This is a genomic window from Afifella sp. YEN Y35, from assembly GCF_047553465.1.
GTDB classification, from domain to species: domain Bacteria; phylum Pseudomonadota; class Alphaproteobacteria; order Rhizobiales; family Afifellaceae; genus Afifella; species Afifella aestuarii.
Genome location: NZ_CP180203.1, coordinates 3,594,749 through 3,614,706 on the forward strand (window position 1 = coordinate 3,594,749; position 19,958 = coordinate 3,614,706).

Genomic DNA, 19,958 nt, shown 5'->3' on the forward strand with positions numbered 1-19,958 from the left:
GCCTTTGAGGCGCAGCGTTCGAGCCGAAGGGTCGTTCCCGCTTTCGTGCGATCGTCTTGGCCGGGTTTTCTCGCTCGGGTCCGCTCTCCGTGCCGTGCCGACAGACTTTTCTGGCGTCTCCCGGGCACAAGAAGAATGACCAGTTTTGAAATCACGCGGAAAGGCTGGGGAGTTCTGTAAGAAGGGTTCTCAAGCCTATTAGAAGTTTTGCGCGTGCACGCGATGCAAGCTGTGCGCAAGGTATTCGATATATTCGCCGTCGATCTTCTACATCTTTATGCGCGCCTTGGTCGGAAGCGCTGAGGGGGGTCTTGGGAAGACTATGCTGCGTTCTACCAAAGCCAGGAATGCCGAACTGATCGTGGAGGCTCTCGATCGTTCGCTCGCCATCATCGAATTTACGCCGAGTGGAGAGATCCTCACGGCCAATCGAAACTTCCTCGATTGTGTCGGCTATGAACTCAGCGAGATCGTCGGGAGACATCATTCGATGTTTGTCGATTCGATCTATCGGCAGAGCGAGGCGTACGAGCATTTCTGGCGCGATCTGGCGGCCGGCAAGTTCATTCAGTCGGAGTTCAAGCGTGTCGGCAAGTCGGGCGCGCGTATCTGGCTGCAGGCGACCTACAATCCCGTCGTGTCGAAGGGAAAGGTCGTCAAGATCGTCAAACTCGCGACCGACATCACCGAAAAGAAGCTGCAGACGGAGACCGATGCGGCGTGGCTCTCCGCCCTCAACCGCTCACAAGCGGTCATTCAATTCGATCTCTTCGGGACGATCGTCCACGCCAATGCGAATTTCCTGGAGGCGACCGGTTATTCTCTGGAGGAGATCGTCGGCAAGCATCACTCGATGTTCCTGGATGCCCAGGAGCGCGAGAGCGCGGATTATCGCCAGTTCTGGAAAGCGCTGCGCAAGGGTGAATTTCAGGCGGCCGAATACCGCCGCTTCGGCAAGGGCGGCCGAGAGATCTGGATCCAGGCGACCTACAATCCGATTTTCGACGAGAATGGCGACGTGTGCGGCGTGGTGAAATTCGCCACCGAGACCAACCGGGTCAAGGAGCGGCTGGAGCGGGAGGCCATCCAGAAGTCAATCGACGTCGATCTGGAGGCGATCCTCAAGGAGATCACCGACGCCAGCCACCAGGCGACATCGGCCGCCAGTGCGTCCACGCAGACCTCCACCAACGTCCAGGCCGTCGCTTCGGGCGCCGAAGAGTTCGCTGCTTCGATCGCGGACATCAGCCGGCAGGTCGGCCATGCGCTGGAGATCACGGCAGCCGCCGTCGGCAAGGGCGATCGCGCCAATTCCATCGTCGGCGGGCTGTCGGAAGTGACCCAGAGGATCGGCGACTTCGTCGGCCTCATCAACAGCATCGCCGCCCAGACGAACCTTCTTGCCCTCAATGCGACGATCGAGGCCGCGCGTGCCGGCGAGGCCGGAAAGGGTTTCGCCGTCGTCGCCTCCGAGGTGAAGCATCTCGCGGGTCAGACCGCCAAGGCGACGGACGACATCACCACGCAGATCGCGGCCGTTCAGGCGGTGACGGGCGAGGCTGCGGATGCGTTGAAGGAGATCACGGCGCTGGTCAGCGAGATCAACACCATCTCCATCAGCATTTCTTCGTCGATGGAGGAGCAGTCCGCCGTGACCCGCGACATGGCCTCGAATATGGAGACGGCGTCCTTCGGCGTTACCACGATCACGGACAACATGACCGCGATCGCGGCGGCGACGCAGGGGGTGCGAAACTCCACCTATCAGGTCCGCGAAGCCTCCCGGATGATCGCCTGACGATGTCTCTAGGCTCCCTGGCGGAAGCGGCCGGAGAGGATGTGGCTGGAGCCCGGATAGACGAAATTCGCAAAGGTGATCATGGTCTTGCCGCGCCAGGTGCGGCGTTCGACGCTGAGGCAGGGCTCGTCATCGGCGATCTGAAGCAGACCGCCGGCCGTGCTGCCGGCACGGATGGCGGCGATGCGGTGCTCGCCTTCGGTGTAGGAGACGTTTTCCAGAAGCCAGGGGCCTGGCGGAATATCCTCGAACGGGATGCCGCGGGCTTCTGGCACGATGGCGAGATTGATCCAGCGGTCTTCGAGCGCGGCGGGCTTCGAGCTCGCGAAATGCCGGCAATGGAGATGCAGGATCGGCGTCTCCGCCGCCACACCCGTTGCAAGGCTCATCGCCGCGGACACGCGCGCTTCCTGGCGCTGCATCAATTCGTAACCGTAGTTTTCGCCGCGGGCCTCGATTTCGTGACGGATGTCGCCGATCGAGGTGACGGCGTGTTCGCCGGCGCGCGGGGCGACGAAGCTGCCGACGCGGCGGCGCCGGGCGATCAGGCCCTGATCGGCAAGGGCCCTGAGTGCGCGGTTCACCGTCATGCGTGAGGCGCCAAACGTTTCCATCAGACTGACTTCCGGGGGAATGCGCTTTCCCGGCTGCCAGCTGCCTGAAAGGATCGGATCGGCGATCGCCCGGCGGATCTGGTCGTGCAGCGGGCCTTCGCCGTCGAGCTTCAACTCCGCCGTCATGAGACGAGCCGGCGCATCGTCTCGGCAAAACGCGCCCGGATTTCGGTGCGGGCGACGTGGCGGCCGGATTCCACCTTCTTCTCGCCACCGACATAGACATCGGCGATCGCGGCGGGACCGCCTGCAAAGATGTAGCTGTCGAGAAGGCGATCGTCCTCGCGTCCGACGAGGGTCGGATGGTCTTGGTCGAGGACCACGATATCGGCACGGCATCCGACTTCCAGACGACCGATCGGACGGGAGAGTACCTGCGCCCCGCCTGCGGCGGCACCCTCATAGAGGCGGCGGCCGGTGGAGAGGGCGGGTTCGCCGAGGACGTTTCTCGCGCGCTCCTTGAGGCGCTGCGAGTATTCCAGCATGCGCAGTTCCTCGGCCGCGCTGATCAGGACGTTGCTGTCGCTGCCGACGCCGAAGGCGCCCGAGGCGGCCAGAAAACGGGTGCCGTCGAAAATCCCGTCGCCGAGGCTCGCTTCGGTGATCGGGCAGAGGCCCGCCACCGCGCCCGATCGTGCCAGGCCCTCGGTTTCTTCCGGCAGCATATGCGTGGCATGGACGAGGCACCAGCGTCGGTCGAGCGCCACATTGTCGAGGAGCCATTCGACGGGGCGGGCGCCAAGGGCCGCCTCGCATTCCTCGACCTCTTTCGTCTGTTCTGCCGCGTGGATGTGGAACGGGCCGGAGGGACAAAGCGCCAGAACGTCGTCGAACATTTCCGGCCGGATGGCACGCAGGGAGTGTGGCGCGATGCCGAGTTGGGCATCCGGGAGCGTCGCAAGATGGGTGCGGGAGGCTTCGAGAAGCCGGGCGAAGCGTTCCGGGTCGTTGCCGAAGCGAAGCTGCGCCGGGCTCAGCGGCTCGCCGGCAAAGCCGTTCTCGCCATAAAAGACGGGGAGGAGCGTCAGGCCGATGCCGGTCGTACGCGTCGCCTCGACGATGCGGCCGGCCATTTCGGCGATGTCGTCATAGGCGGTCCCGCCCGGCGCATGGTGGAGATAGTGAAATTCGCCGAGCGCCGTGAAGCCGCCTTCGAGCATTTCCACGCAGGCCTCCGCGGCGATCGCCTCCACGTCGTCCGGCGTCAGGCGCTCCAGGAAGGAATACATCACCTCGCGCCAGGTCCAGAAGGAATCGGCTTTCTCGCCGCGCCGTTCGGCAAGCCCCGCCATGCCGCGCTGGAAGCAATGGCTGTGCAGGTTCGGCAGGCCGGGGAGGGCGACGCCGGAGGCCGGGCCGCCATCTCTTTGATCCGTCTCGATTTTTGCGATCGCGCCATCCTCGGCAACATCGATCGCAACATGGTCGGCCCAACCGGTCGGCAACAGAGCCTTGTCGAAACGGAGCTTGATCATCGGCTTTATCCTCGCTAATCCTTATTTGTATAGACAAATGATGAGAGCGAGGGAAGAGCTTGGCTGAACCTGTCGATCGTCTCTGGCGCCATGCGCGCATCGCCACGCTGGAACCCGGGTCGGGCGCTGGATCTGGTGATGGCGCGCTCGGCATCATCGAAGGTGGCGCGCTCGCCGCGAAAGACGGCAAGATCGTCTTCGTCGGCCGCGAGAGCGACATGCCGGCCGTCGCCGCCCAAGAAACGATCGACTGCGAAGGCCGGTTCATTCTTCCGGGCCTCATCGACTGCCACACGCATCTCGTTCATGGCGGCAACCGCGCCGCGGAATGGGAAATGCGGCTGAAGGGCGAGAGCTACGAGGCGATCGCCAAGGCCGGCGGCGGCATCGTCTCCACCGTGTCCGCGACGCGCGCCGCTTCGGAAGACGATCTCGTCCAATCGGCGCTGCCGCGGCTCGACACGCTCCTTGCCGAGGGCGTGACGACGATCGAGGTGAAATCCGGCTACGGGCTCAATCCGGACGACGAAGTGAAGATGCTGCGGGCCGCAGGCCGGCTCGCGGAGCTCCGGGACGTCGATGTGGTCCGCACCTTCCTCGGTGCGCATGCGTTGCCGCCGGAGGCGGAGGGCGACAAGGACGCCTATATCGCAGAGGTCTCCGAGAAGCAGCTGCCGCTCGTGGCAGCGGAAAAGCTCGCCGATGCGGTCGACGGCTTCTGCGAGGGGATCGCCTTTTCGCCGGAGCAGATCGCCAAAGTCTTCGACGCCGCCAAAGGTTTCGGTCTGCCTCTGCGCCTCCATGCCGAACAGCTGTCCGATCTCGGCGGGGCGGCACTGGCCGCACGCTATGGCGCGCTGTCGGCCGACCATCTGGAATATCTGGGCGATGACGGCATTGCCGCGATGGCCAAGGCAGGCACGGTCGCTGTGCTCCTGCCCGGCGCCTATTACTTCCTGCGCGAAAAGCAGTCTCCGCCGGTTGCCGCCTTGCGCGCGGCGGGCGTGCCGATCGCGATCGCGACCGATTGCAATCCCGGCACCTCGCCGATGACCTCCCTCACGCTCACCATGAACATGGCCTGCACGCTCTTCCGTCTCACCCCGGAAGAGGCGATCGCCGGCGTCACCCGCGAAGCCGCAAAGGCCCTCGGGCGCGCGGCGCGGATCGGCACGCTGGCCGAAGGAAAGGACTGCGATCTTGCGATTTTCGACATCGAGCATCCGGCCGAGCTCGCCTACCGCATCGGCTTCAATCCGCTGTGGCAGCGTGTGAGGCAGGGACGATGACAAAGCTGACTTTGACGCCGGGTGCCGTCACCCTCGCCGAGCTCGAACGCCTTTACCGCGACGGTCTCGATGCCGAGCTCGACCGGGCCTGCCGCCCGGCGGTGGAAGCCTCGCAGGAGCAGGTGCAAAAGGCGGCCGCCGGCGAGGCTGCCGTCTATGGCATCAATACGGGCTTCGGAAAGCTCGCCTCGACGCGGATTGCCCCGGCCGACACGGCGCAGCTGCAGCGCAATCTCATCCTGTCGCATTGCTGCGGCGTGGGCGAGGCGCTGCCGGCGCCGATCGTGCGGCTGATGATGGCGCTGAAGCTCTTGTCGCTCGGACGCGGCGCGTCCGGCGTGCGCTGGGAGATCATCGCCTGTCTCGAAGACATGATGGCGAAGAACGTCGTTCCCGTGGTACCGCGGCAGGGTTCGGTCGGCGCCTCCGGCGACCTTGCGCCGCTCGCCCATATGACGGCGGTGATGATCGGCGAGGGCGAGGCGGTCTATGACGGCGCGCGCATGGAAGGCGGCGCGGCGATGCGGGCCGCGGGGCTTCAGCCTGTCGTGCTCGGTCCGAAGGAAGGCCTCGCGCTCATCAACGGCACGCAATGTTCGACTGCGATGGCGCTTGCGGGTCTCTTCGGCGCCTGGCGCGCGGGTCTCACCTCGCTGGTGACGGGCGCGCTTTCCACCGATGCGGCGATGGGGTCTGCCGCGCCCTTCCGCGAAGAAATGCACACGCTGCGCGGCCAGCCGGGGCAGATCGCGGCGGCGGCGACGCTGCGGGCGCTGATGGCCGATTCCGAAATTCGCGAATCGCACCGCGAAGGCGACGAACGCGTGCAGGACCCGTACTGCCTCAGATGTCAGCCGCAGGTCGCCGGCGCCTGTCTCGACCTTCTGCGCCAGGCCGGCAATACGCTGAGGATCGAAGCGAATGCCGCGACGGACAATCCGCTCGTGTTGACCGAGAGCGGGGACATCGTCTCGGGCGGCAATTTCCACGCCGAGCCGGTGGCGTTCGCGGCCGATCAGATCGCCCTTGCGATCGCCGAACTCGGTTCGATCGCGCAGCGGCGCATTGCCATGCTGGTCAATCCGACGCTCTCCTTCGGCCTTCCCGCCTTCCTGACGCCGAAGCCCGGTTTGAATTCGGGCTTCATGATCGCCGAGGTGACGGCGGCGGCGCTGATGAGCGAGAACAAGCAGCGCGCCAATCCCTGTTCCACCGATTCCACGCCGACGAGTGCCGACCAGGAAGACCATGTCTCCATGGCCGCCCATGGCGCGCGGCGGCTCGGACCCATGAACCACAATCTTTCGCGCATCATCGGCATCGAATGGCTGGTGGCGGCGCAGGGCGTGGAACTGCGTGCGCCGCTTCAGACCTCGCCCGCTTTGCAAAAGGCGCTGGCGCGGCTGCGTGATGCGGTGCCGGCGCTTGACGATGATCGCTATCTTGCGCCCGATCTCGGTGCGGCGGCGGGCCTCGTGGAAGCGGGCGCGGCGCTTGCGGCATGCCGGGACGTGGCATTTCCCGATCTGGAGGCTTGATCCTTGCGCGATTTCATCACCGTCGGACGCGGCGGCTCACCGCTCATCCTGTCTTTCCCGCATACGGGAACGGCGATCCCGCCGGAGCTCGAGACGCGGCTCGTCAGCCGCGAGCGGGCCATCCTCGACACCGATTGGTGGATCGACCGGCTCTATGGCCCGATCGCCAAGCAGCTCGATGCGAGCATCGTGCACACCGTGATGTCGCGCAGCGTCATCGACGTCAACCGCGACCCGTCGGGCGTCTCGCTCTATCCCGGGCAGGCGACGACGGGGCTGGTGCCGACCGAAACCTTTGATGGCGAGCCGCTTTATCGCCCCGGCGAAGAGCCGGATGCGGCGGAGATCGACGTGCGGCGCGAGACCTGGTTCGCGCCCTATCACGCGGCGCTCGAAGCTGAGATCGCCCGCGTGAAGAGCCGGCACGGCTTTGCCGTCCTCTACGACTGCCATTCGATCCGCTCCGTCATCCCGCGGCTTTTCGAGGGCGAATTGCCGGTCTTCAATCTCGGCACCAATGAAGGGGCGAGCTGCGCGCCCGAAATGCAGGCGGCCGTCGCCGATGTCTGCGCCGCTTCGGATTTTCCGAGCATCGTCAACGGCCGCTTCAAGGGCGGCTGGATCACCCGCCATTACGGCCGGCCGGACGAGCGCGTGCACGCGCTGCAGATGGAGCTCGCCTGCCGCGGCTACATGGACGAAGACCCCGTCGCCTGGAACGAGGAGAAGGCCGAGGCCATGCGGTCGGTCCTGACCAAAGCCCTGACCGCCCTCCTCGTGGCGGCCAAAACCAAGGAACAGAGCTGAGCACATGAACCGTCTCGACAACGCCCGCAAGATTTCGAGCCCGCGGGGAACCGAGCTCACGGCCAAATCCTGGCTGACCGAAGCGCCGATGCGCATGCTGATGAACAATCTCGACCAGGAGGTCGCCGAAAAGCCGGAAAGCCTCGTCGTCTATGGCGGCATCGGGCGCGCGGCGCGCGACTGGGACTCCTTCGACCGCATCGTGTCGACGCTGAAGGAGCTCGAAGCCGACGAGACGCTGCTCGTCCAATCGGGCAAGCCGGTCGGCGTCTTCCGCACGCATGAAGACGCGCCGCGGGTGCTGATCGCCAATTCCAATCTCGTGCCGGCCTTCGCCAATTGGGAGCATTTCAACAAGCTCGATCGGGCCGGGCTGATGATGTACGGCCAGATGACGGCCGGCTCGTGGATCTATATCGGCACGCAGGGCATCGTTCAGGGCACCTACGAGACGTTTGCGGAGATGGGCCGCCAGCATTACGGCGGCGATCTCGCTGGCCGCTGGATCCTGACCGGCGGGCTCGGCGGCATGGGCGGCGCGCAGCCGCTTGCCGCCACCATGGCGGGGGCCTCGATGCTCGCCGTCGAATGCCAGCAGAGCCGCATCGAGTTCCGCAAGCGCACCGGCTATGTCGATGAGATGACGCAGGATCTCGACGAGGCGCTCGCGATGATCGAGCGCGCCTCCAAGGAGAAGAAGGCGATCTCCGTCGGGCTTCTCGGCAATGCCTCTGAGGTGTTCCCTGAGCTTCTGCGCCGCGGCGTCCGCCCGGATGCGGTCACCGACCAGACCTCGGCACATGATCCGCTCAATGGCTATCTGCCGGCCGGGTGGACGCTCGGCGAATGGGAAGAGCGGCGCGAGAGCGACCCTGACGCCGTCGAAAAAGCGGCGAAGGACTCCATGCGGGCCCAGGTGGAAGCCATGCTCGGCTGGTGGGATCAGGGCGTGCCGGTCGTCGATTACGGCAACAACATCCGCCAGCGTGCCAAGGAAGTGGGGCTCGAACGCGCCTTCGACTTTCCGGGTTTCGTGCCGGCCTATATCCGCCCGCTCTTCTGCCGCGGCATCGGGCCGTTCCGTTGGGCGGCGCTGTCCGGCAATCCGGAAGACATCTTCAAGACCGACGCGAAGGTGAAGGAGCTCCTGCCGGACGACAAGCACCTACACAACTGGCTCGACATGGCGAGGGAGCGCATCCACTTCCAGGGTCTGCCGTCGCGCATCTGCTGGGTCGGGCTCGGCGACCGTGACCGGCTCGGTCTCGCCTTCAACGAGATGGTGGCGAAGGGTGAACTGGAAGCGCCGGTCGTCATCGGCCGCGATCATCTCGATTCCGGCTCCGTCGCTTCGCCGAACCGCGAGACGGAATCGATGCGGGACGGCTCGGATGCCGTCTCCGACTGGCCGCTCCTCAACGCGCTTCTCAATTGCGCGTCCGGCGCGACCTGGGTGTCGATCCATCATGGCGGCGGCGTCGGCATGGGCTGGTCGCAGCATTCCGGCCAGGTGATCGTCTGCGACGGCAGCGAGGCCGCGGCGCGGCGGATTTCACGGGTTCTGTGGAACGATCCGGCGACCGGCGTCATGCGCCACGCGGATGCGGGCTATGAAGAGGCGCTCGCATGCGCCCGCGAGAAGGGCCTGAAGCTGCCGGGGATTTTGGGCGACTGAAGTCTCAACTCACGAGAGTTCGAAAAGGCGGGCTGCGGCCCGCCTTTTCTTTGCCTGCTGTTTCGTGGACCCGGCGGATCGTCACTCCACCCAGAGGCCGCGGCTCTTGTGCCAGCCTTCGAGCGATTCCTCCGGGTACACGTCGAAGGTCTGATCGTTCGGGCCGATATCGGGCACGACCCAGTTTGCCTTCGAGCCGAGCATCAGATGCACGCGTTCCGGCGGGATCGGCAGTTCGCTGTCGATTGCCGAGGCGAAGGGATGGATGAGTTCCGGCCAGGTCGGATCGAACAGCCAGAGGGCGGTGGCGCAATGGCGGCAGAAATTGCGTTCCCCGGTCGAGATCTCGCAATGGCCGCCGCGATCGATTTCCGCGCGGAAGATCTCGATCGCCTCGCGGCCTTTCACTTTCAGCGTCGCGGCAATGCCGCCGAGATTGATGGCGTAACCGCCGCCGCCCGCCGTCTTGCGGCAGATGGAGCAATAGCAGAGCTGATAGGGCTGGGGCGTGTGGCTTTCGACGGAAAAGTGCACCGCGCCGCAGCGGCACGAACCTTTCAGGGTCATTGGCATGGCGGTCTCCTCGTCAGGGCCTTGTTTCACTCCGGCATCTAGGACGGCGCGGCGCCGTCGCGAGGGGAGGGCATGGCGCCGCCGCCCTTGCGCGCTCTGCGCCCCCGCCCTTGCGCGCTCTGCGCCCCCGCCCTTGAGCGCTCTGCGCCCCCGTCACGCCTCCTGCGTGCAGGCCCGGCCGCTGCGTCTTGATGCGTCGCGTTGCGGGCTCCGGTTCGGAAGCCGGCAAAGTCAATGATTTCGCGGCGTTTGGCGCCTTGCCTCCTTGCAACTCTTGCCACAATCATTTCATAACGACGCGTTGCAGCACCCCAGAGGACGGACCTCATGCAGCCTTTGCCGGTGACGCTTTGATTGTCCGCAACCTCGTTGTTCCATTCAGGATGATGACATGTCGCTAGTCGCCAACACCGCGCCCCACCTTCCTTATCTGCGTCGCTTCGCCCGCGCATTGACGGGCGGGCAGAAGAGCGGAGATGCCTATGTGGTTTCCGTGCTGGAGGCGCTCGTCGAGGATCCCGATTCCTTCAATTCCGATAACGACCCGCGCGTCGAGCTCTTCAAAGCCTTCTGCCGCTACTGGAATTCGGTCGATATCAATCTGAAGGAAGACACGGTCGATCCGGTTGGCGACCCGTCCGTGCGGCGGCTCGAGGCGATCACGCCGCTGCCGCGCCAGGCCTTTCTGTTGATGTCGGTGGAAGATTTCTCCGCCGGCGAGACGGCCGAAATTCTCGGCAAGTCGGAAGAAGAGGTCTCCCGCCTCGTCGACCAGGCCGGCCGCGAAATCGCCGAGCAGGTGGCGACCGACGTCCTCATCATCGAGGACGAGCCGCTGATCGCCATGGACATCGAAACCCTGGTGAAGACGCTCGGCCACAGCGTGACCGGCGTCGCCCGCACGCATTCGGAAGCGATCAAGGCGGTGGAAGAGCATCGCCCGGGGCTGGTTCTCGCCGATATTCAGCTCGCCGATGGCAGCTCCGGCCTCGATGCCGTCAATGAAATGCTGCAGTCGTTTTCCGTGCCCGTCGTCTTCATCACCGCGTATCCGGAGCGGCTTTTGACCGGCGAGCGGCCGGAGCCGGCCTTCCTCATCACCAAGCCGTTCCAGCCGGACACGGTGAAGGCGGTGATCAGCCAGGCTTTGTTTTTCGAGCGCCGCGCGAGCTAGGTGCGAGGCGGCCGGAGGGGGGCTCAGAACCCCGTCCGGCGCGAGGGCGCGCGCTGCAGGCGGCCTTCGCAAAAAAAAATCGCAGCCCGTCGTTTTTTTCGGAACCTTCCTTCGAACCCACCGTTGTGGGTCCATAAGTAAGAGTTACGGAAACGGCGGGCGCGCCTCCTCTTCCCCCCTTTGCCCCAGCGTCCGCTGTTTCCGTCAACTTTCCAAGCAGCAAGAACAGGCCTCCTCCGGGAGGCCGTTTTTTTATGGTTCGGCTTTCTCTCCTTCGGACCACCCGGATTTTTCGAGGGTCCCCTCGGACACGGCGAGATGGGTGCCTGCGAGGCAAGGCCGACGGCTTTTTTCTTGTGGCGAATTATCGCCGCCATGGACGGGAACTTGATGCGCCGCCTATCGTTGTGCCGAGGACCGACCTCCGGTATGACCTGTCTCATGTATTTTCGGTGTTTTCGGCCGTGACAGCTTCACCGCCTCGCGACAAGGAAGGACGCCCTCTCGGGGCGACGCACGTCGCCAAAGCGGCGCTATGGGAGCGCTGTGCCAAGCTCCTGCGCGGCTCGCAGATCTCATTGTTTTCTCAAGACGCCGAAGGCCATTTCAACTGGGTCTTCAATTCGCCTGCGGGCTTGAGCCCGTCCACCGTGCTCGGACGTACCGACGAGGAGGTGCTGCCGCTCGCCGCGGCCGAGCAGCTCGGAGCGGCCAAGGAGGCGGCGATCCAGGAGGGCGAGATGCAGCAGGTGGAGCTGTGTCTGCCTTACGGTGACGATCCGCGCTGGTACGACGTGATGCTGGTGCCCGAAGAAGACGAGGACGGTTCGCAGACGGCCATCATCGGCGCGGCGATCGACATCACCGAACGCAAGATCCAGGAAGAGCATCTTCGCATCGTCATGCGCGAGCTCGCGCACCGTTCCAAAAATCTGCTGGCCGTCATTCAGGGCATCGCGCGGCAGACGGCGGAAAACGCCTCCTCCACCGAGCAGTTCGTCAGCCGCTTCAACGGGCGCATCTTTTCCCTGTCGCGCGCGCATGACGTGCTGACGGAGGCCGACTGGCGCGGGGCGCGCATCTTCGATCTCGTTCGCTCGCAGATTTCGCTTTATGCCGAGCCGCGGCTGAGCCAGGTCGAGATCACCGGCATCAACGGCTTTCTGCGGCCGAACGCAGCGCAATATCTCGGGCTCGCTTTGCATGAGCTCACCACCAATGCCATCAAATACGGCGCGCTCGGCACCGATGAAGGGCGTGTGGAAGTCGCCTTCGAACAGGTGCCGGACGATGCCGGCCGCTATCGCTTCACCTGGTGCGAGCGCAAAGGTCCGCCGGTGAAGGAGCCGAAGTCGAGAAGCTTCGGCGTCGTCATGTTGTGCAATGTCGTGCCGACGACCGTCGGCGGCGAGGCCGAGCTCGTCTTCGACGGCGACGGGCTGTGCTACGAGCTGACGCTCGCCAAATCGCAGCTTATTCCCTGATCGGTCGGTCCTGGGGCAGTCGGCCTGGACCCGTCGGCCTGACGGGTCGGGCTGACAGCTCCGTTCCGCCTTGAGCATCGGCCGTCTCGTCTTCCGGTTCGCCGATGACCTCGTCGCGTCCCCTGCCGCCCGGTGGGAACGCGCGCATGGCAGGCGCCCGAGCGTAAGGCGTGACATCGCGGCATGGTCGCTTCCACGGCCGGCATTTGTGGGATCGCGAGCGACCCTATATGCAGGGTCGAAAAGAAAACCCCAGGCGTTCAGGACGATTTCATGGACCAGACGGCGGCGCCCGCCATCGACCCAAAGCTTTTCCGCAATGTCATGTCACGCTTTGCAAGCGGCGTGACCGTGGTTGCCGTCCAGACGGAGAGCGGTGTGCGGGCCATGACGGCGAACGCGTTTCTGTCGGGTTCTCTCAACCCGCCGCTCACCGTCGTTTCCGTCGCCAAACGCGCCCATATGCATCCGGTGCTGTCAGAGGCCGAGATCTATTCGATCAGCTTTCTCGCCCGCGAGCAGGAGGATCTGAGCAACCTTTTTGCGGGACGCAAGGTGGAGGGCGCGAAGGCGGAGTTTTTCGATTTTCACGGCGCCCCCGCGCTCGAGGGCGCGCTCGCCCATATCGCGCTCACGCCGCATGCGGTGCATGAATGCGGCGACCATTCGCTTTTCCTCGGCGAGGTCCGCGGCATGCAGGCGAAGACCGGCACGCCGCTTCTCTATTACGCTTCAGCCTATCACCACCTTGCGACCGAGCCGGAGAGCGCGACGCATAAGGTGGCGAATTTCTGGTAGGAGCCAGCCGGCGATCCCGGAATTCGCTCTCGCCTCGAGCCTCTGCCGTCTGGCGCGAACGTCTTCGAGCATGCGCACGCTCCCGGCCTCATGCGGGTAGGCCCCCGCCAGCCGATAGGCATGTGCGGCCGCCTCGAAGGCTTCCTCGGCGCGCCTGAATTCGGCGACGTCGCGCGTCATCCTGGCCCGCGCGAGGAGGGCCTTGGCGAGCCGCGATTGCGCGTCCGCCCAATCGAAAGGTGCCGTGTCCAAATCGTGGAGTGCCAGAACCGCGCGGTAGGCCGAGAGGGATTCTTCGAGGCGCTGCGGGCTCTTCTCAAGCTCGCCGAGTGCGCGCAGCCCATTGGCGAGGCTCCCCTGGCTTTCGGCCCATTCCACGGGCATTTCCTCGCGCCGCCGTTCCTCCAGCGAACGGTAGAAGGCCGCGATCCCCTCCCTGATGAGCCGCTTGTTGCGGCGGCGCTGACCGAGGACACAGAGGTTCGTTCCGAGATTCATCTGGCCCATCGCCCAGTCTTGCGGGAAACGCTCGCGCGGCCATTCCTCCAGCGCGGCGCGTGTGGCGGCGACCGCCTTTTCGAGATGCGTCCGGCTTCCGGTCTCTTCCCCGAGAAGCCGCAACGCATAGGCAAGGCTGTTTTGGGTGCTGGCCCAGGCCTTTGCGTGCTTGCGACGGTTCTGGACCTTCAAGGCTGCATGATAGCAGGCGACCGCATCTTCGAGCGTGTCCGGTTTGCCGGTCCTGTCGGCGAGCGTGGCGAGCACATTTCCGAGATTTGCGTTTGTCGCGGCCCATCGCAGACGCAGCCGCGACCGCGGCCATTCCTTCAAGGCCTGAGCGTAAACGCGGCCCGCTTCCAGAAGGAGGCTCGGATCGCCCTTTCGCTCGGCGAGGGCTTCAAGCGCATGCCCGAGGCTCGTATGCGCCTGCGCCCAGACGAATGGCGCGCGCTTCTGCGGCAGGTCGGCAACGACGCGCCGGCCGATCGCGATCGCTTCCTCCAGCGCCGCGGCATTCGGCGCGTTCCTGCCCCGGAGCCGAAGAATGTGTGCCAGCATGATTTGAGCGTCGGCCCACCTCACCAGGGTGCGCTCCGGGCGATATTCCTCAAGCGCTTCGCGGAGACAGGCTTCGGCCTCTTCAAGGCGAGAGGGGCCGTCCATCTCCGCCAGGCAGGCGAGGGCCGTGCCGCATTCGCGCTTCGTCTCGGCCCAGTCGAAGGGGACGAGATCGCGCCGGCGGTACGGCAACGCCTGCGCGAAGGTCGCGACGGCCTCTTCCAGGAGGGCGGGATCCCTTTCCTCGTACCCGATGTGCCGAAGGGTGATCGCCAAAGCGTTGAGCGTGCCTGCCCGTGCGAGCGGCGCGGTGTCGGGCGGAAGGCCTTTGAGCGCGTGGCGATAGGCAGCGAGCGCCAGCTGGTGAGCGTTCGGGTCATGGTTCAAACGCCCGAGCAGAGCCGCCGATCGCCCCACGGCATGGAGCAGGCCGGCACGCTGCGGATCGGAGAGGGATTTCGGCATCCTCTCGCACAGGGCCTTCAGCTCAAGCGTCTGGGGCACGAGCCAATCGAGAAGCAGAGGAACATCGTCCTCTCCGGTCAGCGCTATTTGGGTGAGAGCGGTGGCGACGAAAGCCGGCGCGAGAGACGCGTCGAAATCGAGCGGCAGTTCGAGCGTCGCAAGCCCGCAGATGTCGCCGCCAACGTCGCGGCCGAGAAAGCTGACCGCAAGCACCTGTTCGGCCCGGTCGATGCGACCGAAGACGAGGACATCCGCCTTGCGGGCACGCAGGACGTCTTCCGCCTGGCGCTCCATTTCGATGCGGCCGGCGAATTTCCATCCCGGCGGGGCAGGGATCCTCGCCACTTTCAGCGCCGGTATCGACGAGAGAGCCGCGGCGATGCGCGTGGCCCCGCTGCCATCGTCGTCGCCGGAGAGATCGCCGAGGACGATCCGGAAACCGCGGCGGCGGCGCCTCATTTTCCCGATCGCGGCTTTCGATCCGTCGAGCAGGCGCGCCAGGCCAGGCTTGATGAGCGCAGCATCGATCCACATGAGCAGACGCTCGACGAGCGACCAGGCGAAACTCAGAATCAGAAAACCGCAGAAGAGCCAGGCCCCGAGATGGGTGACGGCGCCTGCAATATCCATCGTATCGGTGTTCACGGCCAACCCCCCGTCGTCGTGATAGCGAGAACAATAGAAGAACAAAATGGCGCAATCAAGCAGAAATGCGCGGCAGGGTTGTGTTTATCGCGTATTCAGGCTGCGGCGCCTTTTCTCTTCTGCCGCCTTGCCCTTTCTGCCGCTTTCCTCCAATCGGAAGCCGGCATGAGCCCGAAGGAGATGTTGATGAGCGACTGGCCCGTCCACGGCAAGATTACCGGCCCCATCGTGATGATCGGCTTCGGCTCGATCGGACGCGGGACGCTGCCTCTGATCGAGCGGCATTTCGAGTTCGACAAGGACCGCTTCGTCGTCATCGACCCGGTCGACACGGACCGCAAGCTCCTCGACGAGCGCGGCATCGCCTTCATCCAGAAGGCAGTGACGGCGGACAATTATCGCGAGCTTCTGACGCCGCTTCTGACCAAGGGCGAGGGGCAGGGCTTTTGCGTCAACCTTTCGGTCGATACGTCTTCGCTCGACATCATGAAGCTCTGCCGCGAGATCGGCGTGCTTTATATCGACACCGTGGTGGAGCCCTGGCTGGGTTTCTATTTCGACCGCGGCATGGACCAGGCGCAACGCACCAACCATGCGCTGCGCCAGACCGTGCGCGACGAGAAGGCGCGTTCGCCGGGCGGCACGACAGCCGTCTCCTGCTGCGGCGCCAATCCGGGCATGGTGTCGTGGTTCGTGAAGCAGGCGCTCGTCGATCTCGCCGAGGCGCTGCAGCTTTCCTATGAAGAGCCTGCGCAGGACGATCGCGCCGGCTGGGCGAAGCTGATGCGCGATGTCGGCGTCAAAGGCATCCATATCGCCGAGCGCGACACGCAGCGTGCCAAGCATCCGAAGCCGATGAACGTCTTCTGGAACACCTGGTCGGTGGAGGGCTTCATTTCGGAAGGCCTGCAGCCCTCCGAGCTCGGCTGGGGCACGCATGAAAAATGGATGCCCGAAAATATGCGGGCGCAGCAGACGGGGTGCCAATCGGCCCGCTTCATGCTGCAGCCGGGGGCCAATACCCGTGTCCGCACCTGGTGCCCGACGCCCGGTGCGCAGTACGGCTTCCTCGTCACCCACAATGAATCAGTGTCGATCTCCGATTATTTTACGATCGGCGAAGGGCTCGAACCGGAATACCGGCCGACGGTGCATTACGCCTATCATCCGGCGAACGACGCCGTTCTGTCGTTGCATGAAATGTTCGGCCAGGCCGGTCAGGCGCAGCCGAAGCACCATATTCTCGACGAGGACGAGATCGAGGACGGCATCGACGAACTCGGCGTGCTGCTCTACGGCCATAAGAAGAACGCCTATTGGTACGGCTCGCGGCTTTCCATCGAGGAGACGCGCGATATCGCTCCCTATCAGAACGCGACCGGCCTGCAGGTGACGTCGGCCGTGCTCGCCGGCATGGTGTGGGCGCTGGAACATCCTGAAGCGGGCATCGTGGAGGCCGACGAGATGGATTTCCGCCGCTGCCTCGAGGTGCAGCTTCCCTATCTCGGGCCCGTCGAAGGCCATTACACCGACTGGACGCCGTTGACGGACCGGCCGGGGCTCTTCCCGGAAGACATCGACGACAGCGATCCCTGGCAGTTCCGCAACGTGCTCGTGCACGGATAGCTGGCACGCACTCTTCGGCAAGAAACAAGGCGGTCGCTCCGGCGGCCGCCTTTTTGTTTGGTCGGGGGCCGCGTTTCGGCGAGGCGCAGGAGACTTGTTCTGTAACACTCAGGGTTATATATTGTTTCCTGGTTGGGGGATGGCCGGGTGTGCCGGCATGAAGGTTTTCAAGAACAAGTGGTTCGCTCGATTTGCTCGGAATGAAGCGATCGAAGACGAAGTCCTTTGCGCAACGGTTGCCTATCTGGAGAGGGGTTTAATCGACGCTGATCTGGGGGGCGGGGTGATCAAGCAAAGGCTGGCTCGTCCGCAGGGAGGCAAGTCTGGAGGCTTTCGAACGATCCTCTTATTTCGTTGCGGTGATCGGGCGATATTCGTTTACGCTTTTGCCAAGAGCCGTCGTGCCAACCTGCGGAGAGACGAAGTCGTTGCGTTCAAGCGGCTTGCTTCCGAGTTTCTGAAATATGACGCAGCAGCCCTGGCAAAGGCCGTCGCGTCCGGTGCCCTGATCGAGGTTCTTTGTGATGAAATCGGCTGACGACACGTATCGAAGCGATGCTTTCGCTGCCGTGCACGAGACGGCGTCGGACCTTCATGAGGCGGGCCTCATGGACAAAGAGACCCTGCGTGGTTTCGACATGCTTTGTCTGACACCTGTGAAGGCGCTTTCTCCCGACGAGATCAAAGCGCTGCGCGAGCGTGAGCGGGTGAGCCAGGCGGTTTTCGCGCGCTATCTCAACGTGACGGCGGGTCTCGTCAGTCAATGGGAGCGCGGCGAAAAGAAACCTGCAGGTCCATCTCTCAAGCTCCTGAGCCTCGTTCGAAACCGCGGTCTGCGAGCGATCGCTTAGTCTGGCGGAGAGCGGTGCGGCAGCGGTCTATTGCAGGAAGACGCGGACGGAGGCGCCTTTGCCGGTTCGGTCGAGCACCGTGACATCGGCAAAACCCGGACCGTCCGGCTCAAAGAAGAGCTCGCGACGAAAGGCGGTGCGGCCGACCGGGCGGCCGTTGACGAACCAGGTGAAGGGTGGGGCACCGTCGCGGAGTTTCACGGCGAGCGCTTCGCCATGGCCTTCTCCATGTCTGTCGGCGAGGCCGAGATCGATGCGGGCGCCATCGGGCGGAAAGGCGATTTCGGGGCCCGGCGTGCCCGGCTCGGCGCCGCGGGCGACATGGCGGAGCGGTGGCGGGAGATCGGCCGTCGCCACATCGAGGAGGTTCGGCGGGGCGGCGCGCAGGCGCCTTGTGGGCCCGAGGCGGGCGAAGGCTTCCAGCATGATCGGGGCGGCGGCCTCGATGCCGACGAGGCCCGGAACGGGGGTCGCATCGGCGCGGCCGGCCCAGACGCCGATGACGTGGTTTCCGTCGAAACCGACCGCCCAGGCATCGCGATAGCCATAGGAGGTGCCGGTCTTGAAGGCGATGTTGTCGGCCTTGGCGCCGAGCGGCGTCGGCGCGCCGGCGAGGATGTCTGAAACCTGCCAGGCCGCCGCCTCGGAGAGGACGCGGCCGAGCGGCTTGCCGGTCTCACCATTTTCCTCCGTCAATGACATGGCGCGCCCGCCGCGGGCGATCGCCGCCGACAAGGTGACGAGATCGCGGAGCGTGACGCCGAGCCCGCCAAGGCCGATCGCAAGGCCCGGCGGCGAGACGTCGGATAAAGCGGGGCGCACGCCGGCGCGGCGCATGCGGGCGAGAAGCCGCGCCGGGCCGACCTCTTCCAGAAGGGTGATTGCCGGCACGTTCAAGGACAGTTGCAGGGCACGGCGCACGGTGACGGTGCCCCGGTATTCGCCGTCGAAGCTCGACGGCGTGTAGCCTGAAAAGGCGCTCGGCCGGTCGTCGATCAGGCTTTCGGGATGGGCGAGACCGAGTTCGAAGGAGAGGCCATAGATCAAGGGCTTCAAGGTGGAGCCTGGCGAGCGCTCGCGCTCCGTCATGTCGATGAAGCCGGCGCGGGCGAAATCGAGCGGATCGGAGGAGCCGACAGAGGCCAGAATCTCGCCGGTGCGGTGGTCGGCGACGAGGATGGCGACGCTCGTCTTGCGCCCGAGCGTCTTTGCCGCCTTGTGCGCCAGAGCTTCCAGGCGGGCCTGCGCATCCGCATCGATCGAAAGGGCGATGACGGGGGGCGCGTCCGGCTGATGGGCGAGGCGGTTCGCGAGATGGGCCGCGAGCATCGGGAAGGGATGGCGCGTGTCCGGCGAGGCTTCGGTGCGCGCCTGGCGGGCGATTTCGGGGCGGAGTGCGCCGGCCTTGGCCGCGCGGGCGAGCACACGGTCGCGCGCCTCTTTTGCCCGCTTCGGAAAACGGTCCGGCCGGCGGGCTTCCGGCGATTGCGGGATGGCGACGAGAAGCGCGGCCTCGGCCGCGGTCAGACGGCGCGGCTCCTTGCCGAAATAGGCGAGCGAGGCGGCGCGTACGCCTTCGATATTGCCGCCATAGGGGGCAAGCAGGAGATAGAGATCGAGGATCTCGTCTTTCGACAGGCGCGTCTCAAGGGCGCGCGCCAGAAGGATCTGGTGCGCCTTGCCGACGAGGCTGCGCGTGTCGTCGTCGCCGAGAAGTCGCGCCACCTGCATGGTGAGCGTCGAGCCGCCGGAGACAATGCGCCCGTGGCGCAGCATCTGCCAGAAGGCGCGGCCCATCGCGGCCATATCGACGCCGTGATGGGTGAAGAAGCGCTTGTCCTCATAGGCGAGAAGGAGACGCGTGAAGAGCGGGTCGACATCACCTTTCGCGGCGTCGAGGCGCCAGATGCCGTCCGCCACCGGGAAGGGGCGGAGCAGCGTGCCGTTGCGGTCGACGACGAGCTGCGAGGTCGGCGGGTGAAGGTCGGGCAGAGGCGTGAGATGCACTGCGAGCCGCAGGCCCGCGGGCGCTGCGAGCGCGAGGACGCAGGCCAGCACGAGGCCGATGCCGAGGCGGCGTCGTCCCC

16 protein-coding genes are annotated in these 19,958 nt (G+C 65.1%); 11 read left to right on the forward strand and 5 right to left on the reverse strand.

Annotated elements, in window-relative coordinates; all coding sequences use genetic code 11:
• Window positions 1–322 precede the first annotated feature (322 nt).
• Complete coding sequence (locus ACK8CP_RS17105; protein ID WP_414832605.1) at window positions 323–1,798, forward strand: methyl-accepting chemotaxis protein; 1,476 nt, start codon at window positions 323–325, stop codon at window positions 1,796–1,798.
• Window positions 1,799–1,806: 8 nt separating this feature from the next.
• Here the strand turns inward: ACK8CP_RS17105 and hutC are convergent, their stop codons facing one another.
• Both hutC and ACK8CP_RS17115 read right to left on the reverse strand, forming a co-directional pair.
• Window positions 1,807–2,538, reverse strand: coding sequence for a histidine utilization repressor (hutC, locus tag ACK8CP_RS17110; protein ID WP_234629273.1), 732 nt, complete (start codon window positions 2,536–2,538; stop codon window positions 1,807–1,809).
• A complete protein-coding gene (locus ACK8CP_RS17115; RefSeq protein WP_414832606.1) occupies window positions 2,535–3,887 on the reverse strand; it encodes a formimidoylglutamate deiminase in 1,353 nt (450 codons plus the stop codon). The genes hutC and ACK8CP_RS17115 overlap by 4 nt, the downstream gene beginning before the upstream one ends.
• Window positions 3,888–3,946: 59 nt before the next feature.
• On the opposite strand from ACK8CP_RS17115, the gene hutI reads away from it, so the two are divergent.
• Genes hutI through hutU form a run of 4 tightly spaced genes read left to right on the forward strand, consistent with a single transcriptional unit; the run spans window position 3,947 to window position 9,196 of the window.
• Window positions 3,947–5,176 carry an imidazolonepropionase gene (gene hutI / locus ACK8CP_RS17120; RefSeq protein WP_414832607.1) on the forward strand — a complete coding sequence of 410 codons (1,230 nt, stop codon included), beginning with the start codon at window positions 3,947–3,949 and terminating at the stop codon, window positions 5,174–5,176.
• On the forward strand, window positions 5,173–6,714 hold the full coding sequence (hutH, locus tag ACK8CP_RS17125) for a histidine ammonia-lyase (protein WP_414832608.1): 1,542 nt from the start codon (window positions 5,173–5,175) through the stop codon (window positions 6,712–6,714). The genes hutI and hutH overlap by 4 nt, the downstream gene beginning before the upstream one ends.
• Window positions 6,715–6,717: 3 nt before the next feature.
• Window positions 6,718–7,521: an N-formylglutamate deformylase gene (hutG, locus tag ACK8CP_RS17130; RefSeq protein WP_414832609.1), complete on the forward strand. Its 804-nt coding sequence runs from the start codon at window positions 6,718–6,720 to the stop codon at window positions 7,519–7,521.
• Between the two features lie 4 nt (window positions 7,522–7,525).
• Window positions 7,526–9,196: a urocanate hydratase gene (hutU, locus tag ACK8CP_RS17135; RefSeq protein WP_414832610.1), complete on the forward strand. Its 1,671-nt coding sequence runs from the start codon at window positions 7,526–7,528 to the stop codon at window positions 9,194–9,196.
• An 81-nt stretch (window positions 9,197–9,277) separates the two neighbouring features.
• Here hutU and ACK8CP_RS17140 read toward each other — a convergent pair whose 3' ends face one another.
• On the reverse strand, window positions 9,278–9,769 hold the full coding sequence (locus ACK8CP_RS17140; protein ID WP_414832611.1) for a GFA family protein: 492 nt from the start codon (window positions 9,767–9,769) through the stop codon (window positions 9,278–9,280).
• Between the two features lie 391 nt (window positions 9,770–10,160).
• Here ACK8CP_RS17140 and ACK8CP_RS17145 point away from each other — a divergent pair, with 391 nt between their 5' ends.
• The 3 genes from ACK8CP_RS17145 to ACK8CP_RS17155 all read left to right on the forward strand — a co-directional run bounded on the left by ACK8CP_RS17145 (window position 10,161) and on the right by ACK8CP_RS17155 (window position 13,225).
• Window positions 10,161–10,943 (forward strand): response regulator, encoded by a 783-nt coding sequence (locus ACK8CP_RS17145; protein WP_092813723.1) that lies wholly within the window; start codon window positions 10,161–10,163, stop codon window positions 10,941–10,943.
• Window positions 10,944–11,407: 464 nt separating this feature from the next.
• Window positions 11,408–12,427: a sensor histidine kinase gene (locus ACK8CP_RS17150; protein ID WP_261215391.1), complete on the forward strand. Its 1,020-nt coding sequence runs from the start codon at window positions 11,408–11,410 to the stop codon at window positions 12,425–12,427.
• A 273-nt stretch (window positions 12,428–12,700) separates the two neighbouring features.
• Window positions 12,701–13,225: a flavin reductase family protein gene (locus ACK8CP_RS17155; protein WP_414832612.1), complete on the forward strand. Its 525-nt coding sequence runs from the start codon at window positions 12,701–12,703 to the stop codon at window positions 13,223–13,225.
• On the opposite strand, the gene ACK8CP_RS17160 is transcribed toward ACK8CP_RS17155, so the two are convergent.
• Complete coding sequence (locus ACK8CP_RS17160) at window positions 13,160–15,394, reverse strand: hypothetical protein (RefSeq protein ID WP_414832613.1); 2,235 nt, start codon at window positions 15,392–15,394, stop codon at window positions 13,160–13,162. The two genes, ACK8CP_RS17155 and ACK8CP_RS17160, sit on opposite strands and share 66 nt — an antisense overlap.
• Window positions 15,395–15,574: 180 nt before the next feature.
• On the opposite strand from ACK8CP_RS17160, the gene ACK8CP_RS17165 reads away from it, so the two are divergent.
• The 3 genes from ACK8CP_RS17165 to ACK8CP_RS17175 all read left to right on the forward strand — a co-directional run bounded on the left by ACK8CP_RS17165 (window position 15,575) and on the right by ACK8CP_RS17175 (window position 17,871).
• Window positions 15,575–17,020 (forward strand): homospermidine synthase, encoded by a 1,446-nt coding sequence (locus ACK8CP_RS17165; protein WP_414834290.1) that lies wholly within the window; start codon window positions 15,575–15,577, stop codon window positions 17,018–17,020.
• A 157-nt stretch (window positions 17,021–17,177) separates the two neighbouring features.
• The gene (locus ACK8CP_RS17170) at window positions 17,178–17,558 is read left to right on the forward strand and encodes a type II toxin-antitoxin system RelE/ParE family toxin (protein WP_128290762.1); all 381 of its coding nucleotides are present in this window, start codon (window positions 17,178–17,180) and stop codon (window positions 17,556–17,558) included.
• Entirely contained in the window at window positions 17,545–17,871 is a 327-nt protein-coding gene (locus ACK8CP_RS17175; protein WP_128290763.1) for a helix-turn-helix domain-containing protein, read from the forward strand. Before ACK8CP_RS17170 ends, ACK8CP_RS17175 begins: the two co-directional genes overlap by 14 nt.
• Before the next feature lie 27 nt (window positions 17,872–17,898).
• Here the strand turns inward: ACK8CP_RS17175 and pbpC are convergent, their stop codons facing one another.
• On the reverse strand, window positions 17,899–19,929 hold the full coding sequence (gene pbpC / locus ACK8CP_RS17180; RefSeq protein ID WP_414832614.1) for a penicillin-binding protein 1C: 2,031 nt from the start codon (window positions 19,927–19,929) through the stop codon (window positions 17,899–17,901).
• Window positions 19,930–19,958 lie beyond the last annotated feature (29 nt).